A 22,648-nucleotide genomic window follows, 5' to 3' on the forward strand; every position below is an offset into this window, starting at 1 on the left:
ATTTTTCTTACACAATAATTTGAGGCAGTAGAGATTCATCAACATAACTAAGGATTTTTGCCGCTCGATTTTCCCAAGAAAACTGCTTGACAAACTCGATGCTATCTGGATAACCCTCTACTTTCCTGGGATGAGTTTCTAAAACCCGCTTTAGACTTTCGGCAAATTTGCTGGGGTTATCTGGTTCACACCAAGCTGCGATCGCTTGAGTATCTTGAAACTCAACTAATGATGGAATTTCTGTCGAGACAATGGGAGTTCCAGATGCGAAGTAGTCAAACAGCTTTAAGGGAGATGTGAAAGTTGCCGCTTTTCCCGAACAATGAGGATGAGCTAAAACATCGGCTGCTTGTAGCAAAGATGCTAACTCATTATGCAAGACATAGCCCAAAAATTTAATATTATGAATCTGTTTTTCTTTGACTAATTGTTGATAATATTCAACTTCTGTGGGCTTACCACCGGCACAGGCAAATTGCACATTAGGCATTTCTTTAGCTACATCAATTAGTACATCAATACCTTTAAATTGCTGTAGTGCTCCCGCATAAACCACCAATTGTTGGCTTTCATCTCGCAATAGTTTTTGACGCCATTCTGCTGCTTTTTCCGGTTGTCTCTCCATAAATAAGCGATTAAACCCATTATGTAACTTAATCACTTTCTCTGGTGGCATCCCATTTTTAATCATGCTTTCGCGGACAGTTTCTACAACGCTGACAGCAATTTGTAACAGCGGATTGTTGACAATTTCTGGTTCAAATGGCTTGTCTTCATGGTGGTGGTGTTCGTAAATTGCAGGAACGCCATTTCTGATGGCAGCTTTTACAAAATTCCAGTTGCGACTGTGGACAAGTTTAATAGTTGGAAGTATGTGAAATGGCAAATAATATTTGCTGGCAATGGTGTTAGAGTCAGTAAACTTGCTCCGAAAACGATCAATCGGCCAAGGCATGGGTAAGGGAGCAACTTTTAACTTGTCATGAAGGTTGTAATATTTAACAAGTTCTATTGGTGTTTGTCTCGGTTGAAAAGGATGAGCTAAATTAGCTAGATTAAAGGCTTTTGCTCCTTTGTCAGGATATACCAAAACTGTTGAGTATCCCAAGTTAGCGGCGGCGTTAGCTGCATTTGTAGACTGCACTAAGTGAGCCTCTGGCTGTGGCAACTCTTCACCAATAAAAAAAATGTAGTGTTTTTTTAAAGCAGTATTTTTCATAAATTTAAATATTAATACTATTCTCAAAGTTTTCTAAATTATCTAGCAGTTTTATCGAATATTCATAACTTTCTGTAATTAATTCATTTTGTTCTTCTGTGCTAGATATCAAATTATCAGCGAGAGAACGAAGAGAGCTAAGGATGAGGTTAAGAGAAGTCCGGAACTCAATAGAGATATGATTAAATGCTTCATAATAGGTACTTATGACATCTAGATTTTGCTCAGAGATCGAGATTAATTGTCCTTTTTTTTGCAAGTTAATAACATCGTCAAAAACATCAATGGTGTTGAGAATTCTCCAAGCTGATTTGTAAGAGTCTTCAATTAATTCTTGCCGTTCTTGAGAATTGTCTACCAGATCATCAAGTAATAAGCGCAGTAACCCAATCATTGAGTTCATCTGCGTCCGAATTTCATGAGAGATGCGAAGCCAGCTTTGATTGTGTTTAGCAGCTTCCGGATATTCAGCAAATTTTTTGGAGTTTAGGCGCATTGCCTTGAGGATTTGTGTCTGAATCAAGTTTTTATTAGGGCGATCGCTAAATTGCATTGAATAAAGGCGTGAGTAGTAAGCACCTTTTTTTAAAAGTTCTTCATGGGTTCCCACCTCTACCACCTGTCCTTGATCTAAAACGGCAATTTGATCGGCTTTTTGGACGGTGGAAAGGCGGTGAGCAATTACTAGGGTGGTGCGATCGCGACTCAAATCATCGAGTGCAGCTTGTACTAAACGTTCGGAAACCGTATCTAAAGCGCTGGTGGCTTCATCTAAAATCAGAATTTCGGGATTTTGGACGAGGGCGCGGGCGATCGCTAATCTTTGCCTTTGTCCACCAGATAACATGACGCCGCGATCGCCAATTAGGGTGTCAAATCCTTGAGGCAATTTACTAATAAACTCATAAGCATTTGCCCGCTTGGCTGCTGTAATAATTTCATCCTCAGTAGCCTCTGATCGCCCGTATGCGATGTTATTCTGTACCGAGTCATTGAAAAGAAAGGTATCTTGACTGACGATTCCCATCCGCTTTCGCAGGGATACAAGATCAAACTCCCGCAAATCAGTGCCGTCAATGGTAATGCTGCCAGCGATCGGGTCATAGAATCTGGGTAAAAGGTCTGCCAAAGTGGATTTACCAGCACCAGAACCACCTACTAATGCTAAGGTCGTGCCACGTGGTAAATATAAACTCACATCTTTGAGTACCAACTTTTCATGACCAGGGTAGGCAAAGCAAAGAGAATTAAAAGAAACTCCCTCTTTTAATTTTGTATAGGGCAGCTTACCTTTGTCCATGAATGGCTTATCATGCAGGCTTAAAAACTCATTGGTCACATCCACACTGGCGGCAGTACTGGCAAAGTTGCTGCGAATAGTATTTAACTGAGAAATCAATGGCAGCACTCGCAGCAGCACTAATAAATATGTCAGGAGTACGGTAGAAAGAGAAGAAACCTGGTCAGCAAAAAAGGTTTTGCTCAAAATTACAATCAGCAGTAAAGCTGTAATACCCATCACCTCACTCAGAGGTGTAATCGCTTCCGAATTAACCTGAGATTGAAAATCTGCTAACTCGCGATCGCGAATTAATTTTTTAATCCGTCGATATTCTTTTTCTTCATTTCCCGTCGACTTTACTAGCCGAATTCCGTTCAGGGTTTCTAGTACAGAGATGGAGTATGCCTTAGACATCTCACTAAGCTGCTTACCAAAATTTCTAGACCGGGAAATAGCATACTGATTTACTAACGTCACCAACGACAGCAAAAACGTAGCAGCAATTGTCAACTGCCAAGAAATTGACAGCAATAAACCAACAAAAACTAAAATTGTGATTCCCAGAACAACTATCCTGACTGTACTACCGATAGCACTTGCAGCCCGGCCAATTTCTCCACCAAGACGGTTGATTAAATCACCAACCTTCATTTTTGCGTAATAATCTATATCAATTTCTAATAATAGTCTTAACCCGGTTTCGCGCATATCTGATGTCAGCTTTCTGGTTAAAGAACTAGATGATAAAGCGCTGGCATAAGTAGCTAAATTCTTTAAAATAATTGTGAAGATAATTGCCCCAGCCATTACTCCTATCCGGTAAGGTTCTGGAGTATTATCAAAGGGAGATATCATCGTTTTTAGGATGGGAGGGGCCGTACTTAAATCTACTTCTTGCCCCACAATTTTTAAAACCACTGGCACAATTAAAGCTGTGCTGATCCCGTTAAATAAAGCTCCAGAAAATCCTAATAATATTGTCAGCAGAATCAAACCTGGATAGGGTTTAGCGAATCTTAGTAGTAGTTTTCTGGTAGACATTGGATATTTTTATATTACCTTCAATTATTAATATTAATTCACAAAATACTTGCCAAATAAAGCTAATCATCAAATAAACTAAACTAAATAATCTTCATGTCTCAACTCCATTAATATATAGTTATATCGCTATACCAACTCCAGAAATACTTTGGCACAATGAGGGAATGAAAATCTCTTTTTCAATACCCTACCCCAAATCAAGATTCACAGCCTAGCAATTACTGACTTGAGCGTAGAAGCCATAGCCTCTATGCTATAGTGTTCCACACATCTTTTTCTAGCCTTGAGACCTTGCTGGTTTGCTGACTCTAAATTCTGAAAAATCAATTGAATTTGTTCAGCAATCTGTTCAGGACAAGCAGGCTCGACTAAATAACCAGTATCACCTAAAATTTTGGGAATATCTCCAACGCGCGTTGATAATACAGGTTTAGCCATTGCCATTCCATCTGTCAACTTCAGGGGAAATTGAGCACGAGTTTCTGGGGTGTCTCGCTGGGGAACGACTACAATATGAGCCGCTGCTACCAAATCAGGCATAACATCAGCTGGATACTTTGGTAATTTGATAATCCAGCGTCCCCACTTTTGTTGGAGTTGCTGATCATAATCATCATAAGGACTACCGCCTACAATCACTAGTCTTAAGTCTGGCTGATTAATTTTATCGAGTGCGATGAGAACATCTTCTAGACCTTTATAGGGTCTTGGCGCACCAGGAAACATTAAAATACGATATTCAGATAAACCATAACGATTTCTGCTGGACTCAGCATCATATCGAGCGGGATCAAATAAAGAAGTATCCTTACCATTAGGAACAAATGTACCGCCAAAGCGCTGCTGCAAAAATTTAGTATGCACCGTCACAGCATCAGCGCTACTTACCAAACCTTCCATCCATTTCACGTACAAAGGATGATAAGGATTCCTGAGTGCGCCGTCTGATTTCAACAATTCCCTAGCTAATTGTTTCGGTGTGGGACGATAATGCCAGTCATCGCCACCATACCAACTGAGTTCCCAATCATCTATGTCTAAAATTAACGGTTTTCGGCTAAATATTTTATTTATTAGGGCAACTCCAAAACTCGCTATTTGTGGTTTGATAGCATAAATTATATCTCCATCAATTTTTGGGATAAATTTGCTGACTTCTCCAAAAAAATCTGGAAAATTTTTGCCCGGTAAACTATAAACGTTTAATTCTGATGGTAAATTTCGATATAAGTTATTTCCAAATAAAAACCCCATAATTTCAACTTCATATTCTAAATTTCTTAGGGCTGTTGCTATCAAGTATGCACGCAAAATAGCTGCACTTGATAAATCTGAAACCAACAGCGATATCTTGGAAAACTTTTTCACTATTTTTATACTTATTTTTATGAAGAAGAGGGAAGGGGGAAAGGGGAAGGGGAAAAGGTAAAAACCTCGCCCGCAATTGGCGCGACCTGTTCACCCCTTTCCCCTTTTCCCTTTAACCTTTTCCCCTCTTGTTTATTTAGTGCGCCAAGGATTTGTAACTTGATTCGGTAAAACTACTTTAGCGAATCTGTCAAAAATCCGTGTATATAAGGAACGACTAATATTTTTAGCATATTGAGGTCGATAAGGATAGGTGCAGTGCAGAACTTTAATTTTATCCTGAATATTATAAGCATCCTGCCACTTACTGAGATAATTATAGGTGGGTGGTAGAATTTTCATGTAAGGTTGTACAGATGCGATCGCAGATGCAAAAGCCCCTTGATCTTTTAGAAGTAATTTATCTTGGTTGTTTTTGACAATCTCAAAATAACGTTGAAATTCGTCAAAAAATACCTTGATTACTTCTGTTTTCCTAAAAGCTATTAAACCGCTATTATATTGCACGTCATCTGCTTGCAAAGGAAACCCTACAGATTGCAGAATTGGCAAAACATTTGGCAAAATGTCTTCTTGCTTTCCGCGCAACAAATTTGTAGCTTTAAGAATGGAAGGTTGCACATCTTCAGTTAATAGCAAATCATATTCATTTAAATAGTCAAATACGTCGTTGATATCGGAAAGTAAACAAATATCTGAATCTAGGTAAATTGTTTTATCAAACTCAGAGGCCGCATATAGAGCCAGTTTTGCTTGCCTTGATGCTAAAACAGTATTTTCATTTGCAGGAGCCGGCTTTAAAATTACATTTTTAAAAGCCTTTAGAAAAGGATAGAGTCCTGTAGGTACTTGATCAATTAGAATAATGATTGGCTCTTGATGGAACTTTCTAATTGCCGCCAAAAAATGAATACAATCTTGAAAAGGGTAAAGTCCAGTTAAAATTGTAATAAATCCTCTAGTTTCTGTTGGCATAAATCAAATTAATAATTGTTGTTTAGTTTGGAAAATAGACATGTATTTATTTTGATAAAGTCTTACTCTAGTTTTATTTATAGCCAAATCTTATAGAGTAGAGATAAGCAAAATATAAACTTGGCAATTTATTGTTTTTTACTTAAAAACAATGAAATAAATTTAACTTTATATTTGTAGCTATTCCAGAGAAATTTTACTGATAATTTCATCTGAAGTTGACTTTATTTAAGTATAATTACCGTCTAAAACGGCTGTGTAATATCAGAGTGAATATTGCATATAGCTATAATAAAAAAAGTATAAATACTTGATATAGTTTGTGGAAGTAGCACTATTATTCACTGGAATGTAGTATTGCTACTATTGCTACTCAAGACCAAATATTAATGTTGTAAGGGAGGCAGAGATAATGCAGGTAATCCGTCTGGAAGCACTCTCAGACAACTACATATTCTTGTTACACGACTACAAACAAAATATTGCCGCTGTTGTCGATCCAGCGGAGGCTCAACCAGTTTTAAAGAAACTGGCAGAATTAAAAGCTGAGTTGGTAGCAATTTTCAACACGCACCACCATAACGATCATGTGGGTGGTAATAAGCAATTAATGGAACAATTTCCCCAACTGATAGTTTATGGAGGAGCTGAGGATCGTGGTAGAATTCCGGGACAGCAGGTGTTTTTGCAACAAGGCGATCGCGTCCAGTTTGCAGACCGTATAGCTGAAGTTATCTTCGTCCCTGGACATACCCGCGCTCACATTGCTTACTACTTTTCCCCAGAAAAAGCTGGCGAGGCAGGGGAATTATTTTGCGGCGATACCTTATTTTCTGGCGGTTGCGGTCGCTTGTTTGAAGGAACACCGACCCAAATGGTAGACTCCTTGAGCAAATTACGCTCTCTGCCCGATGATACACGCATCTGGTGTGCCCACGAATACACCTTAAAAAATCTGCAATTTGCCCTAACTGTGGATGGCGACAACGCCGACTTACAAAAACGCTTCAATGAAGTAAAAGCCTACCGTAGTCGAGGAGAAGCTACTATCCCCTCTCTGCTGGGAGTAGAGAAGCGAAGCAATCCCTTTTTACGTTGGGATCAGCCATCATTACAATCAACTGTTAAGAGTAGCGATGGAGTGCAAACCTTTGCACGGATACGGGAAATGAAAAATAACTTTTAGGCATTTGGCATTGGGGATTGGGCGATAGGCATTGGGCATTTCCCAATCTCCATCAATTTTCTCGCGCTAATAGTTGCGATCGCACCCTTCCTTTCGCTACGATCTGTAAGCTTTAGGGTATAGGCAAAGAAGCTTGGAATACAGCAGTGACATTGTGAGCTATCAAGCCTTACCCAAATTAATCAGATTTTACAGGAAAAACGATGGCGAAACGCGTACAGTTAGTTTTAAATCAGGATATCAGCAAGCTGGGGAAATCTGGCGACTTAGTGGAAGTAGCTCCTGGCTACGCTCGTAATTATCTGATTCCCCAAAAATTGGCAACCAATGCCACTCCTGGTATTCTCAAGCAAGTAGAACGCCGTCGTGAGCAAGAGCGTCAACGGCAATTAGAACTCAGACAACAAGCTCTTGAGCAAAAAGAATCTTTAGAAAAAGTTGGCAGCTTGACAATTGCCAAGCCAGTTGGTGAAAACGAAGCAATTTTCGGTACTATCACCACCCAAGATGTTGTAGATGCAATTAAGGCAGCCACAGGTCAAGAAATTGATCGGCGTGGCATTACCATTCCCGATATTAACCACCTTGGTACTTATCAAGCCGAAATCAAACTGCATTCTGAAGTAGCGGCACAAGTCGATATTCAAGTCGTCGCTAGTTAACTTAAGAGGGGAACGCAGGGATGAGGAAGCAAGGGAAGTAAAAGTAAATAACCTTTAACTCTTGTACAGACGCGATTAATCGCGTCTCTAGCAAACAGACGCGAGTAGTCGCGTCTCTAGCAAAATCTCAAAACTAAAATCGTTTATGGCTGAAGAACTGAGTTTTAAAGGCGATGGTAGCGATCGCCTCCCCCCCCAAAATATTGAGGCGGAAGAAGCGATTTTGGGGGGTATTTTGCTAGATCCAGAAGCGATTAGTCGAGTTAGCGATCGCCTCCTTCCCGAAGCTTTTTACATTAGCGCTCACAAAGATATTTATCAAGCAGCTGTGAGGCTGCACGCTCAAGGTAAACCTACAGACTTACTCTCAGTCACAAGTTGGCTGACTGACCATGAAATGCTTGCCCGCATTGGTGGCAGAAATAAATTAGCAACTCTGGTAGATCGCACAGTCTCAGCCGTTAACATCGATGCCTTAGCAGGGTTGGTGATGGAAAAATACCTGCGGCGACAGTTAATTAAAGCTGGCAATGAAATTGTACATTTGGGTTACGAGACAGAAACCGAGTTACCAACTGTTTTAGATCAGGCAGAACAGAAAGTATTCGGTGTTACTCAAGAGCGTCCCCAATCGGGTTTAGTTCATATTTCTGATACTCTAATTAATAATTTCCAGGATATTGAAGATAGAAATCAAGGCATTGCCTTACCTGGGATTCCCTGCGGATTTTACGATTTAGATGCCATGACCAGCGGCTTTCAACGTTCTGATTTAATTATTGTCGCTGGCAGACCATCAATGGGAAAAACAGCGTTTTGCTTAAACCTTGCTCATAATATCGCCGCTTCTTATAAATTACCAGTTGCAGTTTTCAGCTTGGAAATGTCAAAAGAGCAATTGACGCAACGGCTATTAGCTAGCGAAGCACAAATTGAAAGTAGTTATCTGCGGACTGGACGCCTTAGCCAAACACAGTGGGAACCTTTAAGCCGTGCTATTGGTATCCTTTCAGAGATGCCAATTTATATTGATGATACGCCGAATATTACAGTTACACAAATGCGTAGTCAGGCAAGAAGATTACAAGCAGAAGTTGGAACTGAATTAGGATTAATTGTAATAGATTATCTGCAATTGATGGAAGGAGCAGGCGATAATCGAGTTCAAGAATTATCAAAAATTACTCGTCAACTCAAAGGTTTAGCGCGGGAATTATCTGTACCAGTTATTGCTTTGTCTCAGTTGAGTCGAGGGGTTGAAGCACGCACAAACAAGCGTCCAATGTTGTCAGATTTGAGAGAATCCGGTTGTTTAGCAGGCGATAGTCTGGTGACATTAGCAGATAGCGGACTGCAAGTGCCAATTAAGGAATTAGTAGATAAATCTGGTTTTGCAGTTTGGGCATTGAACGAAGCTACAATGCAGCTAGAAAAAGCAATTGTTAGCAATGCTTTTTCCACTGGTGTAAAGCCTCTGTTTACTTTAACAACTAGATTGGGCCGGAAAATCCGTGCCACAGGTAATCACAAGTTTTTAACAATTGATGGCTGGAAAAGACTTGATGAATTAACTCCTAAACAACATCTATGTTTACCCAGACATCTCCCCAGTCCTGGTAAGCAAACTATGACTTATGCCGAAGTCGCATTATTAGGGCATTTAATTGGCGACGGTTGTACATTGCCACGTCATGTCATACAGTACACTACCAGAGAGATAGATTTAGCTCAGAATGTTGCTTTCTTGGCAACAGAAGTTTTTGGAGATTCAATTGTTCCTAGAATTTCACCTGAACGTGGGTGGTATCAAGTTTACTTATCCGCAGCACAACATCTAACTCATCGTGTGAGAAATCCAATAGCCAAATGGCTAGACTCTCTCGGTGTTTTTGGTTTAAGGTCTTATGAAAAATTTGTACCTCAAGAATTGTTCTCACAACCTCAAGAGTCAATAGGTTGCTTTCTAAGACACCTTTGGAGTACAGATGGCTGTATCAACTTAATTGCAGGAAAAAAGCCAAGACCTATTGCATTTTATGCAAGCAGTAGCGAGAGACTAGCTTTTGATGTACAGACACTTTTATTAAGGCTTGGCATTAATGCAACACTCAGGACAGTTCCTCAAGTTGGGAAAGGCAGAAATCAATATCATGTAATAATCACTGGTAAGCCCGATCTTCAGTTGTTTATTATGCATATTGGAGCAGTAGGAGAATATAAGCTACGTTCACTCCAAGATATTTTTCAACACCTTCAAAACAGTATTCACAACCCTAATAGAGATATAATTCCGAAGGATGTTTGGAAAATAGAGGTTGTACCTGCGATGCAAGCTATTGGCTTCACCACACGGATATTACAAGCCTCCATTGGAGTTTCGTATTGTGGCTCTACTCTTTACAAAGTAAATTTAAGTCGAGAAAGAGCTTTAAAAGTTGGCAACATTCTTCAATCGTCTAAACTGGTTACTCTTGCCAAAAGTGATGTTTATTGGGATAAAATAGTTTCAATTGAATATAGCGGCGAGGAAGAAGTGTTTGACCTCACTGTTCCTGGTTTGCATAATTTTGTTGCAAATAATATTATTGTTCACAATTCCATTGAACAAGATGCCGACTTAGTAATAATGTTATACCGTGATGAATATTACTCTCCCGATACTCCCGATCGCGGCATTGCAGAAGTAATTATAGCTAAACACCGCAACGGGCCTACGGGTACTGCAAAACTTTTGTTCAATCCACAGTTTACAAAGTTTCAAAATTTAAAAATTTGAATGGGGAATTGGGCATTGAGCATTGGGAATGGGAGAGATGAGGGAGATGGTGGAGACAAGGTGACGAAGAGAAGCAGCGAGGCAAAGAAACGATCAAATACTATCTCTGTGTCCCCGTGTCCTCTTCCCCATGCCCCATACCCAATTTTTACTTAACTCCTAGCAATTCCACGTCAAACAGCAGAGTTGCGTTGGGAGGAATCACGCCACCAGCACCACGAGCGCCATAACCTAACTCAGAGGGGATGATTAAATTGCGACGACCGCCTACTTTCATAGTGCTAAGTCCTTCATCCCAACCTTTGATTACCTGTCCAATGCCGATTTTAAAGCTGAAGGGTTGGCCGCGATCGCGTGAACTATCAAACTGAGTACCATCTTCTAAAGTGCCAACATAGTGAACTTCAACCGTTTGTCCAGGCTGAGGAGTCGCTCCAGTCCCCTCTTTTAACTCAACATACTTCAATCCAGAAGGAGTGGTTACGGCATTCGCATCAGACATAGTATTACTCGCAATTAAGATATTGTTTTCAGTTACAGTTGTGGGCGCTGACGGTGTTTGAGTTAATTCGGCAGCAATGGCAGTATTCTGTTTACTGCCTACTTGCCCCACAATCAACAGCACAACACACACCAGCATGAACGCCACGCTGAGGAAAATTGGTTTCAAAATCAGTTCTCCTTACTTAAGTATCCTGGCAAAAAGATTACCAACAGGACACATTTAGTTTAAATCAGAAAGGGTATTCTAACGCCAAAGCTTATTTTCTAAATCGCGCACTTGCCGCTCTAAACGGTCAATTCTACCCCTTAATTCGTCTACCTCTGACTGGCGAGCCACCCCCAAATCCTGCATCATATTTCGCATTTGCCGCTGCATTTGAACATCCCAGTTTCCCTGTTCCGACTTTAACTGCTGGGCAATATCATCCATTACCGCCTTGGCTTGCTCAGGATTGAGTTTACCGTCTTTAACTAAATCATCGCTGACTTGCCGCAGTTTTTCTGCTACTAAAGACGTTGTCCCAAGACCCACCATCATTAGCTGTTGCAACCAATTGTTGTTGTCCATATTCCCTTCCTCTTACTTATTAACCAGGCGACCTTTGCTCCTGAGTTTAGGCAATCAAGCTATGCTTAAAGCGTAGTTACTCTAGCCTACATCTCTATTTTGGCAAATTAAGAAACACAGGGTTCAAAGGACGTGTTTATAGAACTTCTCAAGTTTAAGGTTGCCCCGGATTTACGGGAATATTTTATCCAGAAGGACGCACAAATTTGGACAACAGCGCTGGCTGAGTATCCAGGATTTCTCGGTAAAGAGGTTTGGATCAGCCCCAATGACTACACAGAAGTTATCCTCATCATTCGTTGGGCAACACTGGAACAGTGGAAAGCCATACCCCAAGCACATTTGCAGACCATTGAAGACAACTTCATTCAAGCGCTCAGAGAATCATATTTAATTGTGGATTCAGGAGAATATCAAGTACGGAAATTTCCCCATTCATAGGTGAAAGATTACTTCCAACTCGTCGAGGTGCAAAGCTGTATTGTCAAGCCGACACCTATAAAAAGGCAAAAGGCAGGAGGTAGGAGATGAAAAAGTATTAATTAAAACTGAGAACTAAATAGGGGTTGCTGAAAAAGTGATGAAAAGCCAGAGGAGGATTAATTAGTTACTGAAGCAAGAGTTTTGGCATAAGTTTTTATTGTCTATTATTAGCCGACCAAATTTTTTCTAAAAGTATAGCTTGTATTGGTTGCCTCATGAGGCTTCTAGCGATCGCCCTCACGGAAAGTGACAGAAGAGGGATAATACCTCTTTCTTCAAGCTCGGTTCTCTCTTGTCCGATAAATTTTATCAACATGAACAGATTCTGGATAATAACCTGTGTAATTTTTAAAGGCTTCTACTTGGGCTTTTAAGTCTCTACATCCGACTTGTGTGTACACCATAGGTGAAGAGACAGGGAGCAGGGGGAAAATTCCTTTCCTCTGCACCCTTCCCCCTGCCCCTCTACCTCTTGTGCCCGATGCCCCATTCCCCATTCCAATTTTCAATTAGCTGGATATAAGCTAGTTTGTAATTCTTAACATAGTTTTTATAGTGTTTTTATCCCAAATATTACTACTTATTTAGCGTCAAAATATTGGAAAATACTTAGATGACCAGCTTTAGATAACTATTGTTTGATAATAGCTATCGTAAAAATCTATGCAAGCTTTACCTCAGCTTATCGGACTACAAAGGTTAGAGTCAATAATTGACTGTTCGTTGCCAATGGTTGTACCAGAAACATCACTATTAGATGCTATGTTTACGACGGGCTACGCCTACGCACTGATAGTAGCACAGGGCAAGAGTGTCTTAATTTCTTCATCTTCGCAGATAGTAAGGTGCTTCACCAAGCATGATATGGTACTGCTTGTAGCTTCTGGAACTAGCTTGAAAACAGCCAATATTTTTGAAGTTATGCATACCTCGGTCATGACATTAGACGTGTCAGAATTTTCGGAGATAGCCTCAATATTTTCACGTTTGCGCCAGCAGCAGTGGGATCTATTGCCAGTTACAGATAACCAAGGTCAGATTCTTGGTAATATTACCCCTGAAAGTATCTCTCAAGGATTAGCACAAAAAATAGAGAAAACTAGAGACAAACCTAGTATTGGTTCCTTTGAGGTAGAACATCAGATTCTCGTTGAGAGACAATTACTCAAGTACAAATGGTTACTAGCACGCGCTATAGTACGTAAAGATACGACAGGCAAACTTGTTCGCCTAATTGGAGTTTCTAAGGAGGATTTGGACTTTTACTGTAAGTGTGATACCAGGGTGATGCAGATGTATGCACTCAAATATCACATCATCATGACTGAGATATTGAATGATGTGTTGATTATCAGTAATTCAGAAGCGGGAAAATTAGAGTGTAGACCAACATCCTTCAACTTGGTCAAATACAGCCGACAATTACTAGAAAAAGTACAGATGAATCTGGGCTATCGGCGTTTGATTTATTTCACCAGTCAATATAAATCTGTAACCTGCTGCATGGATGAAAAACTGCTGGGACGCATTTTGACTAACTTGCTCTCAAATACGATTAAATATTCCTCAGATGATAGCATTGTCAAGTTTAGTCTCCTTTGTCAGCATGGGCAAACAGTATTTGAAATTCAATATTGGGGAATTGGTATTCCAGAAGACATACTATATCTGTTTGAATCCTTTGATCTCGCCAGTAATATACTAAGTACTGAATTAGGAATAGCAGTTGTAAAAAACGTGTACAGATATCTACAAAGGCTAATTTTTGTAATAAGTAAACTGGAATTTGGTAGAAAGTTTACTGTCATTTTTAATTAAAAAATAAAATATAAATTGAGGTAAATATGTCCAAAATTTTAATAATAGAAGATGAGGAAGCAGTCCGTGAAAATATTTTAGATTTATTAGAAGCTGAGGATTTTGAAACGATTGCTGCGGCTAATGGCAGAATCGGTGTAAATTTGGCTATCTCTGAAGTTCCCGATTTAATTCTCTGTGATATGATGATGCCAGAAATTGACGGATATGGCGTGTTAACAGCGTTACGTCAAGATCCATCAACGGCAACAATTCCCTTCATATTTCTAACTGCCAAATCAGCCAAATCTGACTTCCGTCAAGGCATGGATATGGGTGCTGATGACTATATAACTAAGCCATTCACTCGGGCTGAGTTGTTAAGTGCCATCATGAACAGGCTGGAAAAGCACGCTACCTTAAAAAGATATTTATCTCCTCAGACTGTAATTAACAACTTGTCTCCAAAGATGCAGTTGTTAGAAATTAGCTTACATCGGGCTATCAAGCAACATAAATTTCAAGAGTTTGAAATTTATTATCAACCAATAGTTGATATTGCTTCTGGGAAGATAGTAGCTGCTGAAAGTTTATTGCGCTGGCAAAGTCCAGAGTTGGGGATGATTTACCCAACAGAGTTTGTTCCGTTAGCAGAGTCTACAGGTTTAATTGTTCCTATTGGTAAATGGGTATTAAAAAGAGTCTGTCAACAAATTAAAAGCTGGCGCGATGTCGGAATAAATTCCTTGATTGTTGCTGTAAATCTGTCAGTAATTGAATTTAATCAACCAGATTTTATTAATAACATCGTCAATTTGATAGCTGTCAATGAGTTGGAAGCACATTACTTAGAACTAGAACTCACCGAAAGTATGATTATGCAAGATGTAAATAGTGCGATCGCTACTATGAGCAAATTGCAATCTTTGGGTGTGAAAATTGCGATCGATGATTTTGGAACTGGCTACTCTTCTTTAATTTATCTAAAAAATTTACCAATTAACACCTTAAAAATTGATCGTTACTTTATTCATAATGTTGCTCATGATCCACAGAAGTCAGCCATTACCAAAGCATTAATTCAAATGGCTCACAATCTCAATTTAGATGTAGTTGCTGAAGGTGTAGAGACGGAAGCAGAACTGGCTTTTTTACGCCAACACAACTGTAACTCTATGCAAGGTTTTCTATTTAGTCGTCCCTTACCAGCAGCAGAGTTTGAAAACTTTTTGTTAACTAACAAATGCTTATATGTTTAAATGTTGGGCATGGGGAATGGAGAAGAGACAAGGAAGAGGGGGAGACAAAGAATAGAAGAGACTTATTCAATAATTCTTTCTTGTTCCCCATCTCCCAATCCACAATCCCTTAACTAATTAAGAAAAATCAAACTTTAGACTGGCGACAATTATTAAGTCTCAAGTCTAAAGTAAGAAAATTGTGTATAGTTTCTACCGCCATGAAAGTCCCTGCGCGTTTCTTGCTGCCAGTTTTTTTACTGACCTTGACAGCAGCCTGTAATCAGACTCGCGCTTCCTTAGATAATCCCACACCACAAACATCTGTACCTTCTACTCAACAGACACAAAATCCTACACAGCCAAAAAATATTGTCCGTACTGAAGCACTTTCACCTACACCCATCCGAATCAATCTGAAGAATTTACCAGCACCCTTCGCAACAGAAAGTGCCTCTAAGCGACCAGAGGTTGTGCCGATTCCGCAAAACCCGGTGCTGCGAGTACCACCAGGATTTACAGTAAACGTCTTTGCTGAAGGTTTAGATGCCCCACGCTGGCTAGCTTTAACCCCCAGTGGTGATGTACTCGTGACTGAAACCGGGCAAAATCGGATTCGTCTGTTACGTGACAGCAACGGCGACGGTGTAGCAGACGTTCGAGAAACCTTTGCTAGTGGGGAAAACGGACTCAATAGACCCTTTGGTATGGCTTTTGTAGATAATTCGTTTTTTCTGGGGAACACAGATGCTGTGGTGCGTTTTCCCTATAGCCAAAGCCAAAACCAGATTACAGGTAAAGGTGAAAAAATCGCCGACTTACCTGCTCAAGGTTATAACAACCATTGGACACGCAATGTCGTTGTCTCACCCGATCGCAATAAATTATATATTTCAGTTGGTTCAGGAACTAATGTGGATGAAGAACCCCTACCACGGGCTTCAATACAGGTGATGAATTTAGATGGTTCCCAGCAGCAAACTTTCGCTTCCGGCTTGCGTAACCCTGTTGGTTTAGACTTTCATCCTGTAACTAAGGAACTTTATACCACTGTCAACGAACGGGATGGAATCGGTGATGAATTGGTTCCAGACTATCTAACACGCGTTCAGCAGGGACAATTCTACGGCTGGCCCTATGCTTATCTAACACCAAACAACCTCGATCCGCGGCAAAAAACGGATGACAAAAGTAAACGCCCCGATTTAGTAGCCCGTACCCAAACGCCAGATGTGCTGTTCCAGGCGCACTCAGCAGCATTGGGTTTGCAGTTTTATGATGGTAAAACCTTTCCAGAAAAATACCGTAACGGTGCTTTTGCGGCTTTTCGTGGTTCTTGGAATCGCGATCGCGGCACTGGTTATAAAATTGTATTTGTTCCCTTCGATGCTAAAGGGCGATCGCTTGGCTACTACGAAGACTTTCTCACAGGATTTTTGCTAAATCCTTCTGTACCAAGCACTTGGGGACGACCTGTAGGTTTACTCATGTTGCCAGATGGCAGTTTACTATTAACAGAAGAAGCCAATAATCGGATTTATCGGATTCAGTATACGGGGGATTAAGCAATTCACGCCTTCAAACATTTAGAAATTCACGGATAGGATCTTTTGCCTAAAGTAAAGTTAGAGCAGTTGTCATCAATAGAGACGTTGTGACTGCATCTCCCTACCCAGGTTTATCTCGTTTACGGTAAATTACTGATAAATACTAATACCTATCTGGTTGAGAAATTAATTATGACTCCCAATGAAAATAATACTCAGTCAAATATCAACGAATTGTCTCCACATTCAGGTACACGATACTGGGGTGAAGTAGAGGTAATTGAGGAGGGAGAAACCTATAGAATTAGTCGTGTTGAAATCAAGCCCAGGCACGGGATTAAACCACAAATTCATTATCACCGCAATGAACATTGGGTTGTAGTCTCCGGTGTAGCGAAAGTAACTTGTGGCGATGCAGAAATATTACTGAATCGAAACGAATCAACTTATGTCCCCGCAGCAACTCTACATAAAGTAGAAAATCCTGGACATATTCCGCTAATTATTCTGGAAATTCAAAATGGTGAATATTTAGGTGAGGATGATACTGAGCGCCCTTATGACTTAAATTTGGTCAAACCTGTAGCTGAAGGACAGTAAGGGCGGGGACGGGGGATGAGGGAGTAGAGGAGCAGGGGGAGCAGGGGATGAGGAAGAAGCAGGGGAAACTCTTCTCCCCAATGCCCAATTCCCCATACCCAATCAAAACCATCCTTCTTGTTCCAACGTTTCAATCAACTGTAAGCCACGGGGATCGCCCACTCCTAACAGTGAGGCTTTGGCGTCTTCCCGGACTCCCAAATCTTGGTCTTCTGCAAAGGCTTGAATTAAGGCGTCGATCGCAGTGGCATAAACTACATTAGAAGGCAATTCGCGGCACAGTTGACCAATTGCCCAAGCACTGTTACTCCGCACCGCTGCTACGGGATCTTGGACTAAGGCTTCAATTAAAGGCGGCATTGCCCCTATAACTGCCTCGTAACCGACTTCTGCCATCTGTGCTAAGGCGCTAGCAGCCCACAAACGCACTGCGGAAATGTCGGTTCTGAGGGCGTTTGCTAAAGGTGCTAAAGAACGGCGATCGCGACAGTTTCCTAAAGCCCAAACTACACCTTTACGCACATAGCCATTCCAATCACTGTTTAGTTGAGCAATTAACGGACTCACTGCTTCTAAACTGGGATTGCGTCCGATGCCATAAGCTGCACTTACCCGCACTAAGGGACAGGTATCAGTTAACAGGCGAATCAGATGAGGCGTAGCACGGGCATCTTCTATATCACAAAAAGCACGTGCCGCTAACATTCTTTGCTGGGCCTGGGGATTTTCCAGCAAGGCTAGCATCACTTCTGGATCGGGCTTTGCCACAACTGATTCGGCAGTTAGCGGCTCTATTTTATCTAAGGGGCTTTCTAGCTCCTCCTCAATATCGAGTAGGCTTAGATCGTCTTCGTCATACATAATTTGATTTCAATCCCGAAAAGGGATTAACACATAATCCCCCGCGCTAATAAGTTAAAGCTTTATATATATTAGTTGGGTTCTTATACATTTTCCTTTCTTCCTCGTTGAGTTTTATCCAAACGAGAACCTCTATAACTCATACCCTACAGTATGTTATCGCTATTCTTGAGTTTATTTTTCTGCACTCAGGAATTTTACCATCCAGATGGATTGGGTTTGATAACCTAACTGATTGTAAAGATTCAATGCGGGTTTGTTTGATTGAAACACTTGCAGTCCAATCTGGCGATCGCCTCTTTGAATAGCCCAATTTTCCACATATCGCATCAAGGCTGTACCAATACCCCGTCGTCGATGTTCTGGTACAACGTAGAGAATAAAGATGTGAGCATGACGGTTCCCATGTATTTGATCTATGGCATTGCCTACCCAGAGGCAAGCGATCGGGGCAGAGGGGCAGAGGGGCAGAGGGGCAGAGGAGAGAGATTCTTTATTGCTCCCCTGCTCCCCTGCTCCCCTGCTCCCCTGCTCCCCCTCCTCTTCTACCCACCACAAGGGCGTATCGCTGGAGAAGTATTGCTTAACTGTTTGCTCTAAATGAGAAAAATCCTCGTCGGGAAAGAGATCCTGGTAAGTTCGCTGCATGAATTTAAGTAGCAGCGATCGCTCCAAAAGGGAGCCACGGCGAATAATGTATCCAGGTAGTAGTTGCTCAGACACTTTTAACGTTTATTGACTTAGCTAGCTAAGTTATGTGCTGCTGGTGGTAAATCAGTTGGAGTCGGTTGAGCAGTTACCTCTACCTCTTCAATTGGTGCGGGTGCTGCCATATCGGACGGTAAAAATATCCGGGCGCTGACTGCAACTAGGGCAAAAACAAACACCAGTACTACAAGCAGTGGAGCGATGTATTGACGAAAAATAGCCATATTTTAATTGCAAGAAGCTAGGAACTTTTATGAGAACCTAGCTGAAGATTTGTGAAGTATTCTTGATTTATTTTAGCAATTTTCTGTGCATGGGAATTGGGAATTGGGAATTGGGAATGGGCATTGGACAATACTTCTCTCCCCTTGCTTCCCCTGCTCCCCCTGCTCCCCCTGCTTCACCTGCCTCCCCTGCCTCCCCTACTCCCTCTGGCGATCGCGCTCTAAGTCATCAAGCACCCTTTCGCAATACCAATTTTCCGGCATCCCAGGATAAGTTTCCTTTGCCTGTTCAATTAACCGTTCGGCAGCGGCAGTATCACCAGATAATTTAGCGATTAGCCTATTTTTGAGATAGCTATCAGATAAATCCTCCTCTACCTGGGTTGGTATCCCTTGATTGATGGTTGATGGAGTTGATGGCCGGGACTGATCTCTCCGCAACTGCCAAAATAAAACGTAATAAAGTGTACCAAAAATTAAAATTAGGCTGAGTGTTCCGAAAAAAGTTAGGAGGTTAAATGCTAGAAATCCCAGAACTAACTGCGAGAGAACATAGCCAAGTAATAAACCAGTGAGTAAGAGGATGAATGTGCCGACAGCAATAACTACTTGATTCCCCATATATCCTCTTCTTTGTCCTCAAGTCCTGGTCTGGATACTGCCACTGGCTGAGGGTTCCAGGGGGCAAATACTGGTAATAAGAGTAGTCCTGGTACAGCGGCGGCGATGGTAATTAAGAAAAATATAGGCCAACCCGTACTTTGGGCGATCGCGCCTCCAGGGGCCGCCAGAATATCACGGCTGACAGCCATTAAGCTGGATAACAAAGCATATTGGGTTGCGGAAAACCGCTGGTTACAAAGACTCATCAAAAAGGCAACAAAGGCTGCTGTCCCCAATCCACCACAAAATTGTTCTACGTTGATGGCAAGTACCATAGCTTGGTAGTTTTGACCGATGTATGCTAGGAAAAAGTAAGCTAAATTACTTACTGCTTGTAGAATACCAAAAACCCAAAGCGATCTATTGATGCCAATAGCACTCAAAATTGAACCACCTGCTAAAGCACCGACAATCGTGGCAATTAACCCCATCCCCACTTGAATTGCCCCAATATCGGTTTTGGTAAAACCAGTTTGCAGCAAAAAAGGCGTGGTCATATTGCTCAACAAAGCATCACCTAGCTTATATAGGGTAATGAATGCAAGCATTAGAAAAGCTTTGATAATCCCTTGACGCTGAAAAAATTCCTGAAAGGGCAAAATTACAGCATCAGCCAGAGAAGCTGGAGGACTAATTTCCTTCGGTTCTGGTGCAAACAACGTGGCAAGAATACCAATTATCATCGTCCCTGCCATAAACAAGTAAACCGATGACCAAGGCAGTTGGTCAGCAAGTATCAAGGCTAAAGCACCTGCGACTAACAGGGCTATTCGATAACCTAATATAAAAACTGCTGCACCAGCACCCATTTCTAGTTTTTCTAAAACGTCGGTACGGTAGGCATCAACGGCAATATCTTGAGTTGCACTGATAAAAGCGATGACTATGGCGTTGATTGCTAGTAACTGTAATGCTTGTTTGGGTTGTTGAAAAGCCATGAATGCGATCGCTACAATCAAAGCAATCTGCGTCAAAATTAACCAACCCCGTCGTCGTCCCAAAACTGGCAAAGTGAACCTGTCCACCAACGGCGCCCACAAAAACTTCAAGGAATAAGGCAAACTCGCAAGGCTAAACCAACCAATAGCGGACAAATCTACCTTCTCCTCCGTCATCCAAGCCTTTAAGGTACTACCAATTAAAAATAACGGTAAACCCGATGAAAAACCTAAAAATAATAAAGCCGCAATCTTGCGACTACCGAAAACTCCCAGCAGCGATTTAATTTTCCTCATAGTTTCAAATTTTTGCCTCTTTTGAGAAAATATCAATAAAACACAACGAGGAAATGCAAAAGTATATCATGTAAGTAGTACCTATAAGGGTTTGAATTATCGGAGTGGCAGCAATTCCTATTAATCCCGCTCAGGGATTGAAACTTGCGACAGCTGCTGTGTGATTTTCCGCAAACATGACAAACTACCAAGATTTACTTGGGTTAAATACAAATTCAGGATAACCTTATAGCGTCAGCGTTTTATCAACTTTCCTGAATTGGATAAACCTGATGCCCCCTGATTTCTACTCTGTATGCGGCGAGGCATTTTTCCCAACCTTCACGCGTACCAATGTCGCTTTTTTGGTTAAGCAGCCCTAATTCCTGTTCTTGTTGGGTGAGTTTAGCAAATTCTTCGTAGCGTGGGTAGTTGCTGGTAACAAATGTTTCCTTCCGGTGCAAAATCGGCGGGTTTGCCCTATTTTCATAATCTCGGTGAGTTACAAAGAGGGTTTTTAAATCAATACCGATGCTGGCTTTTAACGCCGGGTGGGGATCAGTGTCGAATTCAGGATAAGACAGATAGGATATTTGCGGCTTGTCAGTGTGATATTTGATTAATGTAGCTTCATCGACACGCCCAATGGTACGACTAGCGCAACCTTCACAAATTCGTAGTATGGGGTCAAGTGCTGCTAATGCGGAAACATGGACATAAAGCGCACCACGTGTATGTTTACCAATTTTGCTTTTTTCACACGCAGTTTTAATCACCCCAGGTTTACCTAAACTGAAAAGCTTTTGGTCGGCTACTTGACAAGCTTCCTCATAGCTACTAAAAAAGGCTTTGATATCGTGACGCATTTCTGGGGCTAGTTTTTGCCATGCCGGACGTTTATCAAAGTGAGTCAGGGCAAGATAAACTTGGATATCCAGAGAACGACGGTAAGCGATCGCATCCCATTCAGCCTCATCAGTAGCTTGCAAAACTACACCAAAGGCGCGGCGAAAGTTACCAAATTCATTCAGTAATTCCTGTTCATTTTCCAATTCGCCTTTAACAGGTAATCTACCGCGCTTGGTAAAAAAAGCCATGAGTGGTTGCAGCTGTTCTTGATAGTCTTCAAACCGCTTAACGGGGATACGGACTCGCGGTGTAGAAGTCGCAGAAAAGAAGCGGATAGCTTTGTAGCTTTCTTTTTCAGCTTCATCTCGAAAAACAAAGTATACGCCTAGTGCGATCGGTACTGCATCGACATTTAGGACTGCATCAATATAAGTTTTGAGTTCTTGTTGTTCGTAATATTTCTGAAAAGTATTGCGGCGCGTCACAATGCCATCATTGTAAGCAAGTTGGGTTTTGCTGGGAGCATTAATGAGTATTTGAGCAGCGACAATTAAAACTTTCCCAGTGAGTTCCCAGGCTTGGATCAGGCTTTGACGGCGTTCTTCTGCGTCTTCAATGACGTTGAGGACATAACCCAGATTGACCACATCAGCGGGGGTGCGTGGTACATCAGGATAGTAGTAAGGATCCCAACCTGCACTGGTGTAGCCTAAGTTTTTTACTCGCTGGACATCACCACCGTAGCCGCAGCCGTAGTCAAAAAAAGTGGTGTCTTGATTGAGGATTGACCCTTCTATAGCCAATCGTACAGGGCGAGATATATCAATGCGAGCGATCGCAGCTCTATGACGCTCAATTTCTAGCGCTTCAGGCATAATAT

Annotated in this window: 20 protein-coding genes; 8 read left to right on the top strand and 12 right to left on the bottom strand. The window is 41.4% G+C overall.

What is annotated here, in order from left to right; all coding sequences use genetic code 11:
- Positions 1-7: 7 nt before the first annotated feature.
- The 4 genes from ABF638_RS06925 to ABF638_RS06940 all read right to left on the bottom strand — a co-directional run bounded on the left by ABF638_RS06925 (position 8) and on the right by ABF638_RS06940 (position 5,888).
- Complete coding sequence (locus ABF638_RS06925) at positions 8-1,219, bottom strand: glycosyltransferase family 4 protein (protein ID WP_435021395.1); 1,212 nt, start codon at positions 1,217-1,219, stop codon at positions 8-10.
- 4 nt (positions 1,220-1,223) lie between these two features.
- A complete protein-coding gene (locus tag ABF638_RS06930) occupies positions 1,224-3,542 on the bottom strand; it encodes an ATP-binding cassette domain-containing protein (RefSeq protein ID WP_435021397.1) in 2,319 nt (772 codons plus the stop codon).
- Positions 3,543-3,749: 207 nt separating this feature from the next.
- Positions 3,750-4,913 (bottom strand): glycosyltransferase family 4 protein, encoded by a 1,164-nt coding sequence (locus ABF638_RS06935; protein WP_435021399.1) that lies wholly within the window; start codon positions 4,911-4,913, stop codon positions 3,750-3,752.
- 132 nt (positions 4,914-5,045) lie between these two features.
- Positions 5,046-5,888 carry a hypothetical protein gene (locus tag ABF638_RS06940; protein ID WP_435021401.1) on the bottom strand — a complete coding sequence of 281 codons (843 nt, stop codon included), beginning with the start codon at positions 5,886-5,888 and terminating at the stop codon, positions 5,046-5,048.
- A 412-nt stretch (positions 5,889-6,300) separates the two neighbouring features.
- Between ABF638_RS06940 and gloB the strand changes: the two genes are divergently transcribed.
- The 3 genes from gloB (at position 6,301) to ABF638_RS06955 (ending at position 10,512) form a co-directional block, all read left to right on the top strand.
- Positions 6,301-7,074 (top strand): hydroxyacylglutathione hydrolase, encoded by a 774-nt coding sequence (gloB, locus tag ABF638_RS06945; RefSeq protein WP_435021403.1) that lies wholly within the window; start codon positions 6,301-6,303, stop codon positions 7,072-7,074.
- A 203-nt stretch (positions 7,075-7,277) separates the two neighbouring features.
- Positions 7,278-7,736, top strand: a complete 459-nt coding sequence (gene rplI / locus ABF638_RS06950) for a 50S ribosomal protein L9 (protein WP_094352304.1) — start codon at positions 7,278-7,280, stop codon at positions 7,734-7,736.
- Positions 7,737-7,881: 145 nt separating this feature from the next.
- On the top strand, positions 7,882-10,512 hold the full coding sequence (locus tag ABF638_RS06955) for a replicative DNA helicase (protein WP_435021405.1): 2,631 nt from the start codon (positions 7,882-7,884) through the stop codon (positions 10,510-10,512).
- A gap of 148 nt (positions 10,513-10,660) precedes the next feature.
- Here ABF638_RS06955 and ABF638_RS06960 read toward each other — a convergent pair whose 3' ends face one another.
- Together ABF638_RS06960 and ABF638_RS06965 are read right to left on the bottom strand one after the other, a co-directional pair.
- Positions 10,661-11,182 (bottom strand): FKBP-type peptidyl-prolyl cis-trans isomerase, encoded by a 522-nt coding sequence (locus ABF638_RS06960; RefSeq protein WP_084227332.1) that lies wholly within the window; start codon positions 11,180-11,182, stop codon positions 10,661-10,663.
- 78 nt (positions 11,183-11,260) lie between these two features.
- Positions 11,261-11,584, bottom strand: a complete 324-nt coding sequence (locus tag ABF638_RS06965) for a phasin family protein (RefSeq protein WP_069073600.1) — start codon at positions 11,582-11,584, stop codon at positions 11,261-11,263.
- Between the two features lie 132 nt (positions 11,585-11,716).
- On the opposite strand from ABF638_RS06965, the gene ABF638_RS06970 reads away from it, so the two are divergent.
- The 5 genes from ABF638_RS06970 to ABF638_RS06990 all read left to right on the top strand — a co-directional run bounded on the left by ABF638_RS06970 (position 11,717) and on the right by ABF638_RS06990 (position 17,249).
- Complete coding sequence (locus ABF638_RS06970) at positions 11,717-12,025, top strand: TIGR03792 family protein (protein WP_181928389.1); 309 nt, start codon at positions 11,717-11,719, stop codon at positions 12,023-12,025.
- Positions 12,026-12,730: 705 nt separating this feature from the next.
- The gene (locus ABF638_RS06975; protein ID WP_435021408.1) at positions 12,731-13,885 is read left to right on the top strand and encodes an ATP-binding protein; all 1,155 of its coding nucleotides are present in this window, start codon (positions 12,731-12,733) and stop codon (positions 13,883-13,885) included.
- A gap of 26 nt (positions 13,886-13,911) precedes the next feature.
- Complete coding sequence (locus ABF638_RS06980; RefSeq protein ID WP_435021410.1) at positions 13,912-15,123, top strand: EAL domain-containing response regulator; 1,212 nt, start codon at positions 13,912-13,914, stop codon at positions 15,121-15,123.
- A 200-nt stretch (positions 15,124-15,323) separates the two neighbouring features.
- Positions 15,324-16,667, top strand: a complete 1,344-nt coding sequence (locus ABF638_RS06985) for a PQQ-dependent sugar dehydrogenase (RefSeq protein ID WP_435021412.1) — start codon at positions 15,324-15,326, stop codon at positions 16,665-16,667.
- 174 nt (positions 16,668-16,841) lie between these two features.
- Entirely contained in the window at positions 16,842-17,249 is a 408-nt protein-coding gene (locus ABF638_RS06990; protein ID WP_181928464.1) for a phosphomannose isomerase type II C-terminal cupin domain, read from the top strand.
- A gap of 102 nt (positions 17,250-17,351) precedes the next feature.
- Here ABF638_RS06990 and ABF638_RS06995 read toward each other — a convergent pair whose 3' ends face one another.
- The 6 genes from ABF638_RS06995 to ABF638_RS07020 form a co-directional block, all read right to left on the bottom strand.
- On the bottom strand, positions 17,352-18,110 hold the full coding sequence (locus ABF638_RS06995; RefSeq protein ID WP_435021415.1) for a HEAT repeat domain-containing protein: 759 nt from the start codon (positions 18,108-18,110) through the stop codon (positions 17,352-17,354).
- A gap of 174 nt (positions 18,111-18,284) precedes the next feature.
- Complete coding sequence (locus ABF638_RS07000) at positions 18,285-18,833, bottom strand: GNAT family N-acetyltransferase (RefSeq protein WP_435021417.1); 549 nt, start codon at positions 18,831-18,833, stop codon at positions 18,285-18,287.
- A gap of 17 nt (positions 18,834-18,850) precedes the next feature.
- The gene (locus ABF638_RS07005; RefSeq protein WP_435021419.1) at positions 18,851-19,042 is read right to left on the bottom strand and encodes a hypothetical protein; all 192 of its coding nucleotides are present in this window, start codon (positions 19,040-19,042) and stop codon (positions 18,851-18,853) included.
- A gap of 198 nt (positions 19,043-19,240) precedes the next feature.
- On the bottom strand, positions 19,241-19,663 hold the full coding sequence (locus tag ABF638_RS07010) for an ABC transporter permease (protein WP_435021421.1): 423 nt from the start codon (positions 19,661-19,663) through the stop codon (positions 19,241-19,243).
- Entirely contained in the window at positions 19,648-20,940 is a 1,293-nt protein-coding gene (locus ABF638_RS07015) for an AmpG family muropeptide MFS transporter (protein ID WP_435021423.1), read from the bottom strand. Before ABF638_RS07015 ends, ABF638_RS07010 begins: the two co-directional genes overlap by 16 nt.
- A 245-nt stretch (positions 20,941-21,185) precedes the next feature.
- Positions 21,186-22,643, bottom strand: a complete 1,458-nt coding sequence (locus ABF638_RS07020) for a DNA phosphorothioation-associated putative methyltransferase (RefSeq protein WP_435021425.1) — start codon at positions 22,641-22,643, stop codon at positions 21,186-21,188.
- Between the last annotated feature and the right edge of the window lie 5 nt (positions 22,644-22,648).

Source organism: Nostoc sp. CALU 1950, assembly GCF_051172895.1.
GTDB lineage: Bacteria > Cyanobacteriota > Cyanobacteriia > Cyanobacteriales > Nostocaceae > Nostoc > Nostoc edaphicum_A.

What these genes read in the sequence shown, in the direction of transcription:
- ABF638_RS06925 (WP_435021395.1), bottom strand. Translation starts at nt 1,219, where the DNA reads ATGAAAAATACTGCTTTAAAAAAACACTACATTTTTTTTATTGGTGAA.
- ABF638_RS06930 (WP_435021397.1), bottom strand. Translation starts at nt 3,542, where the DNA reads ATGTCTACCAGAAAACTACTACTAAGATTCGCTAAACCCTATCCAGGT.
- ABF638_RS06940 (WP_435021401.1), bottom strand. Translation starts at nt 5,888, where the DNA reads ATGCCAACAGAAACTAGAGGATTTATTACAATTTTAACTGGACTTTAC.
- gloB (WP_435021403.1), top strand. Translation starts at nt 6,301, where the DNA reads ATGCAGGTAATCCGTCTGGAAGCACTCTCAGACAACTACATATTCTTG.
- rplI (WP_094352304.1), top strand. Translation starts at nt 7,278, where the DNA reads ATGGCGAAACGCGTACAGTTAGTTTTAAATCAGGATATCAGCAAGCTG.
- ABF638_RS06955 (WP_435021405.1), top strand. Translation starts at nt 7,882, where the DNA reads ATGGCTGAAGAACTGAGTTTTAAAGGCGATGGTAGCGATCGCCTCCCC.
- ABF638_RS06965 (WP_069073600.1), bottom strand. Translation starts at nt 11,584, where the DNA reads ATGGACAACAACAATTGGTTGCAACAGCTAATGATGGTGGGTCTTGGG.
- ABF638_RS06975 (WP_435021408.1), top strand. Translation starts at nt 12,731, where the DNA reads ATGCAAGCTTTACCTCAGCTTATCGGACTACAAAGGTTAGAGTCAATA.
- ABF638_RS06980 (WP_435021410.1), top strand. Translation starts at nt 13,912, where the DNA reads ATGTCCAAAATTTTAATAATAGAAGATGAGGAAGCAGTCCGTGAAAAT.
- ABF638_RS06985 (WP_435021412.1), top strand. Translation starts at nt 15,324, where the DNA reads ATGAAAGTCCCTGCGCGTTTCTTGCTGCCAGTTTTTTTACTGACCTTG.
- ABF638_RS06990 (WP_181928464.1), top strand. Translation starts at nt 16,842, where the DNA reads ATGACTCCCAATGAAAATAATACTCAGTCAAATATCAACGAATTGTCT.
- ABF638_RS06995 (WP_435021415.1), bottom strand. Translation starts at nt 18,110, where the DNA reads ATGTATGACGAAGACGATCTAAGCCTACTCGATATTGAGGAGGAGCTA.
- ABF638_RS07005 (WP_435021419.1), bottom strand. Translation starts at nt 19,042, where the DNA reads ATGGCTATTTTTCGTCAATACATCGCTCCACTGCTTGTAGTACTGGTG.
- ABF638_RS07010 (WP_435021421.1), bottom strand. Translation starts at nt 19,663, where the DNA reads ATGGGGAATCAAGTAGTTATTGCTGTCGGCACATTCATCCTCTTACTC.
- ABF638_RS07015 (WP_435021423.1), bottom strand. Translation starts at nt 20,940, where the DNA reads ATGAGGAAAATTAAATCGCTGCTGGGAGTTTTCGGTAGTCGCAAGATT.
- ABF638_RS07020 (WP_435021425.1), bottom strand. Translation starts at nt 22,643, where the DNA reads ATGCCTGAAGCGCTAGAAATTGAGCGTCATAGAGCTGCGATCGCTCGC.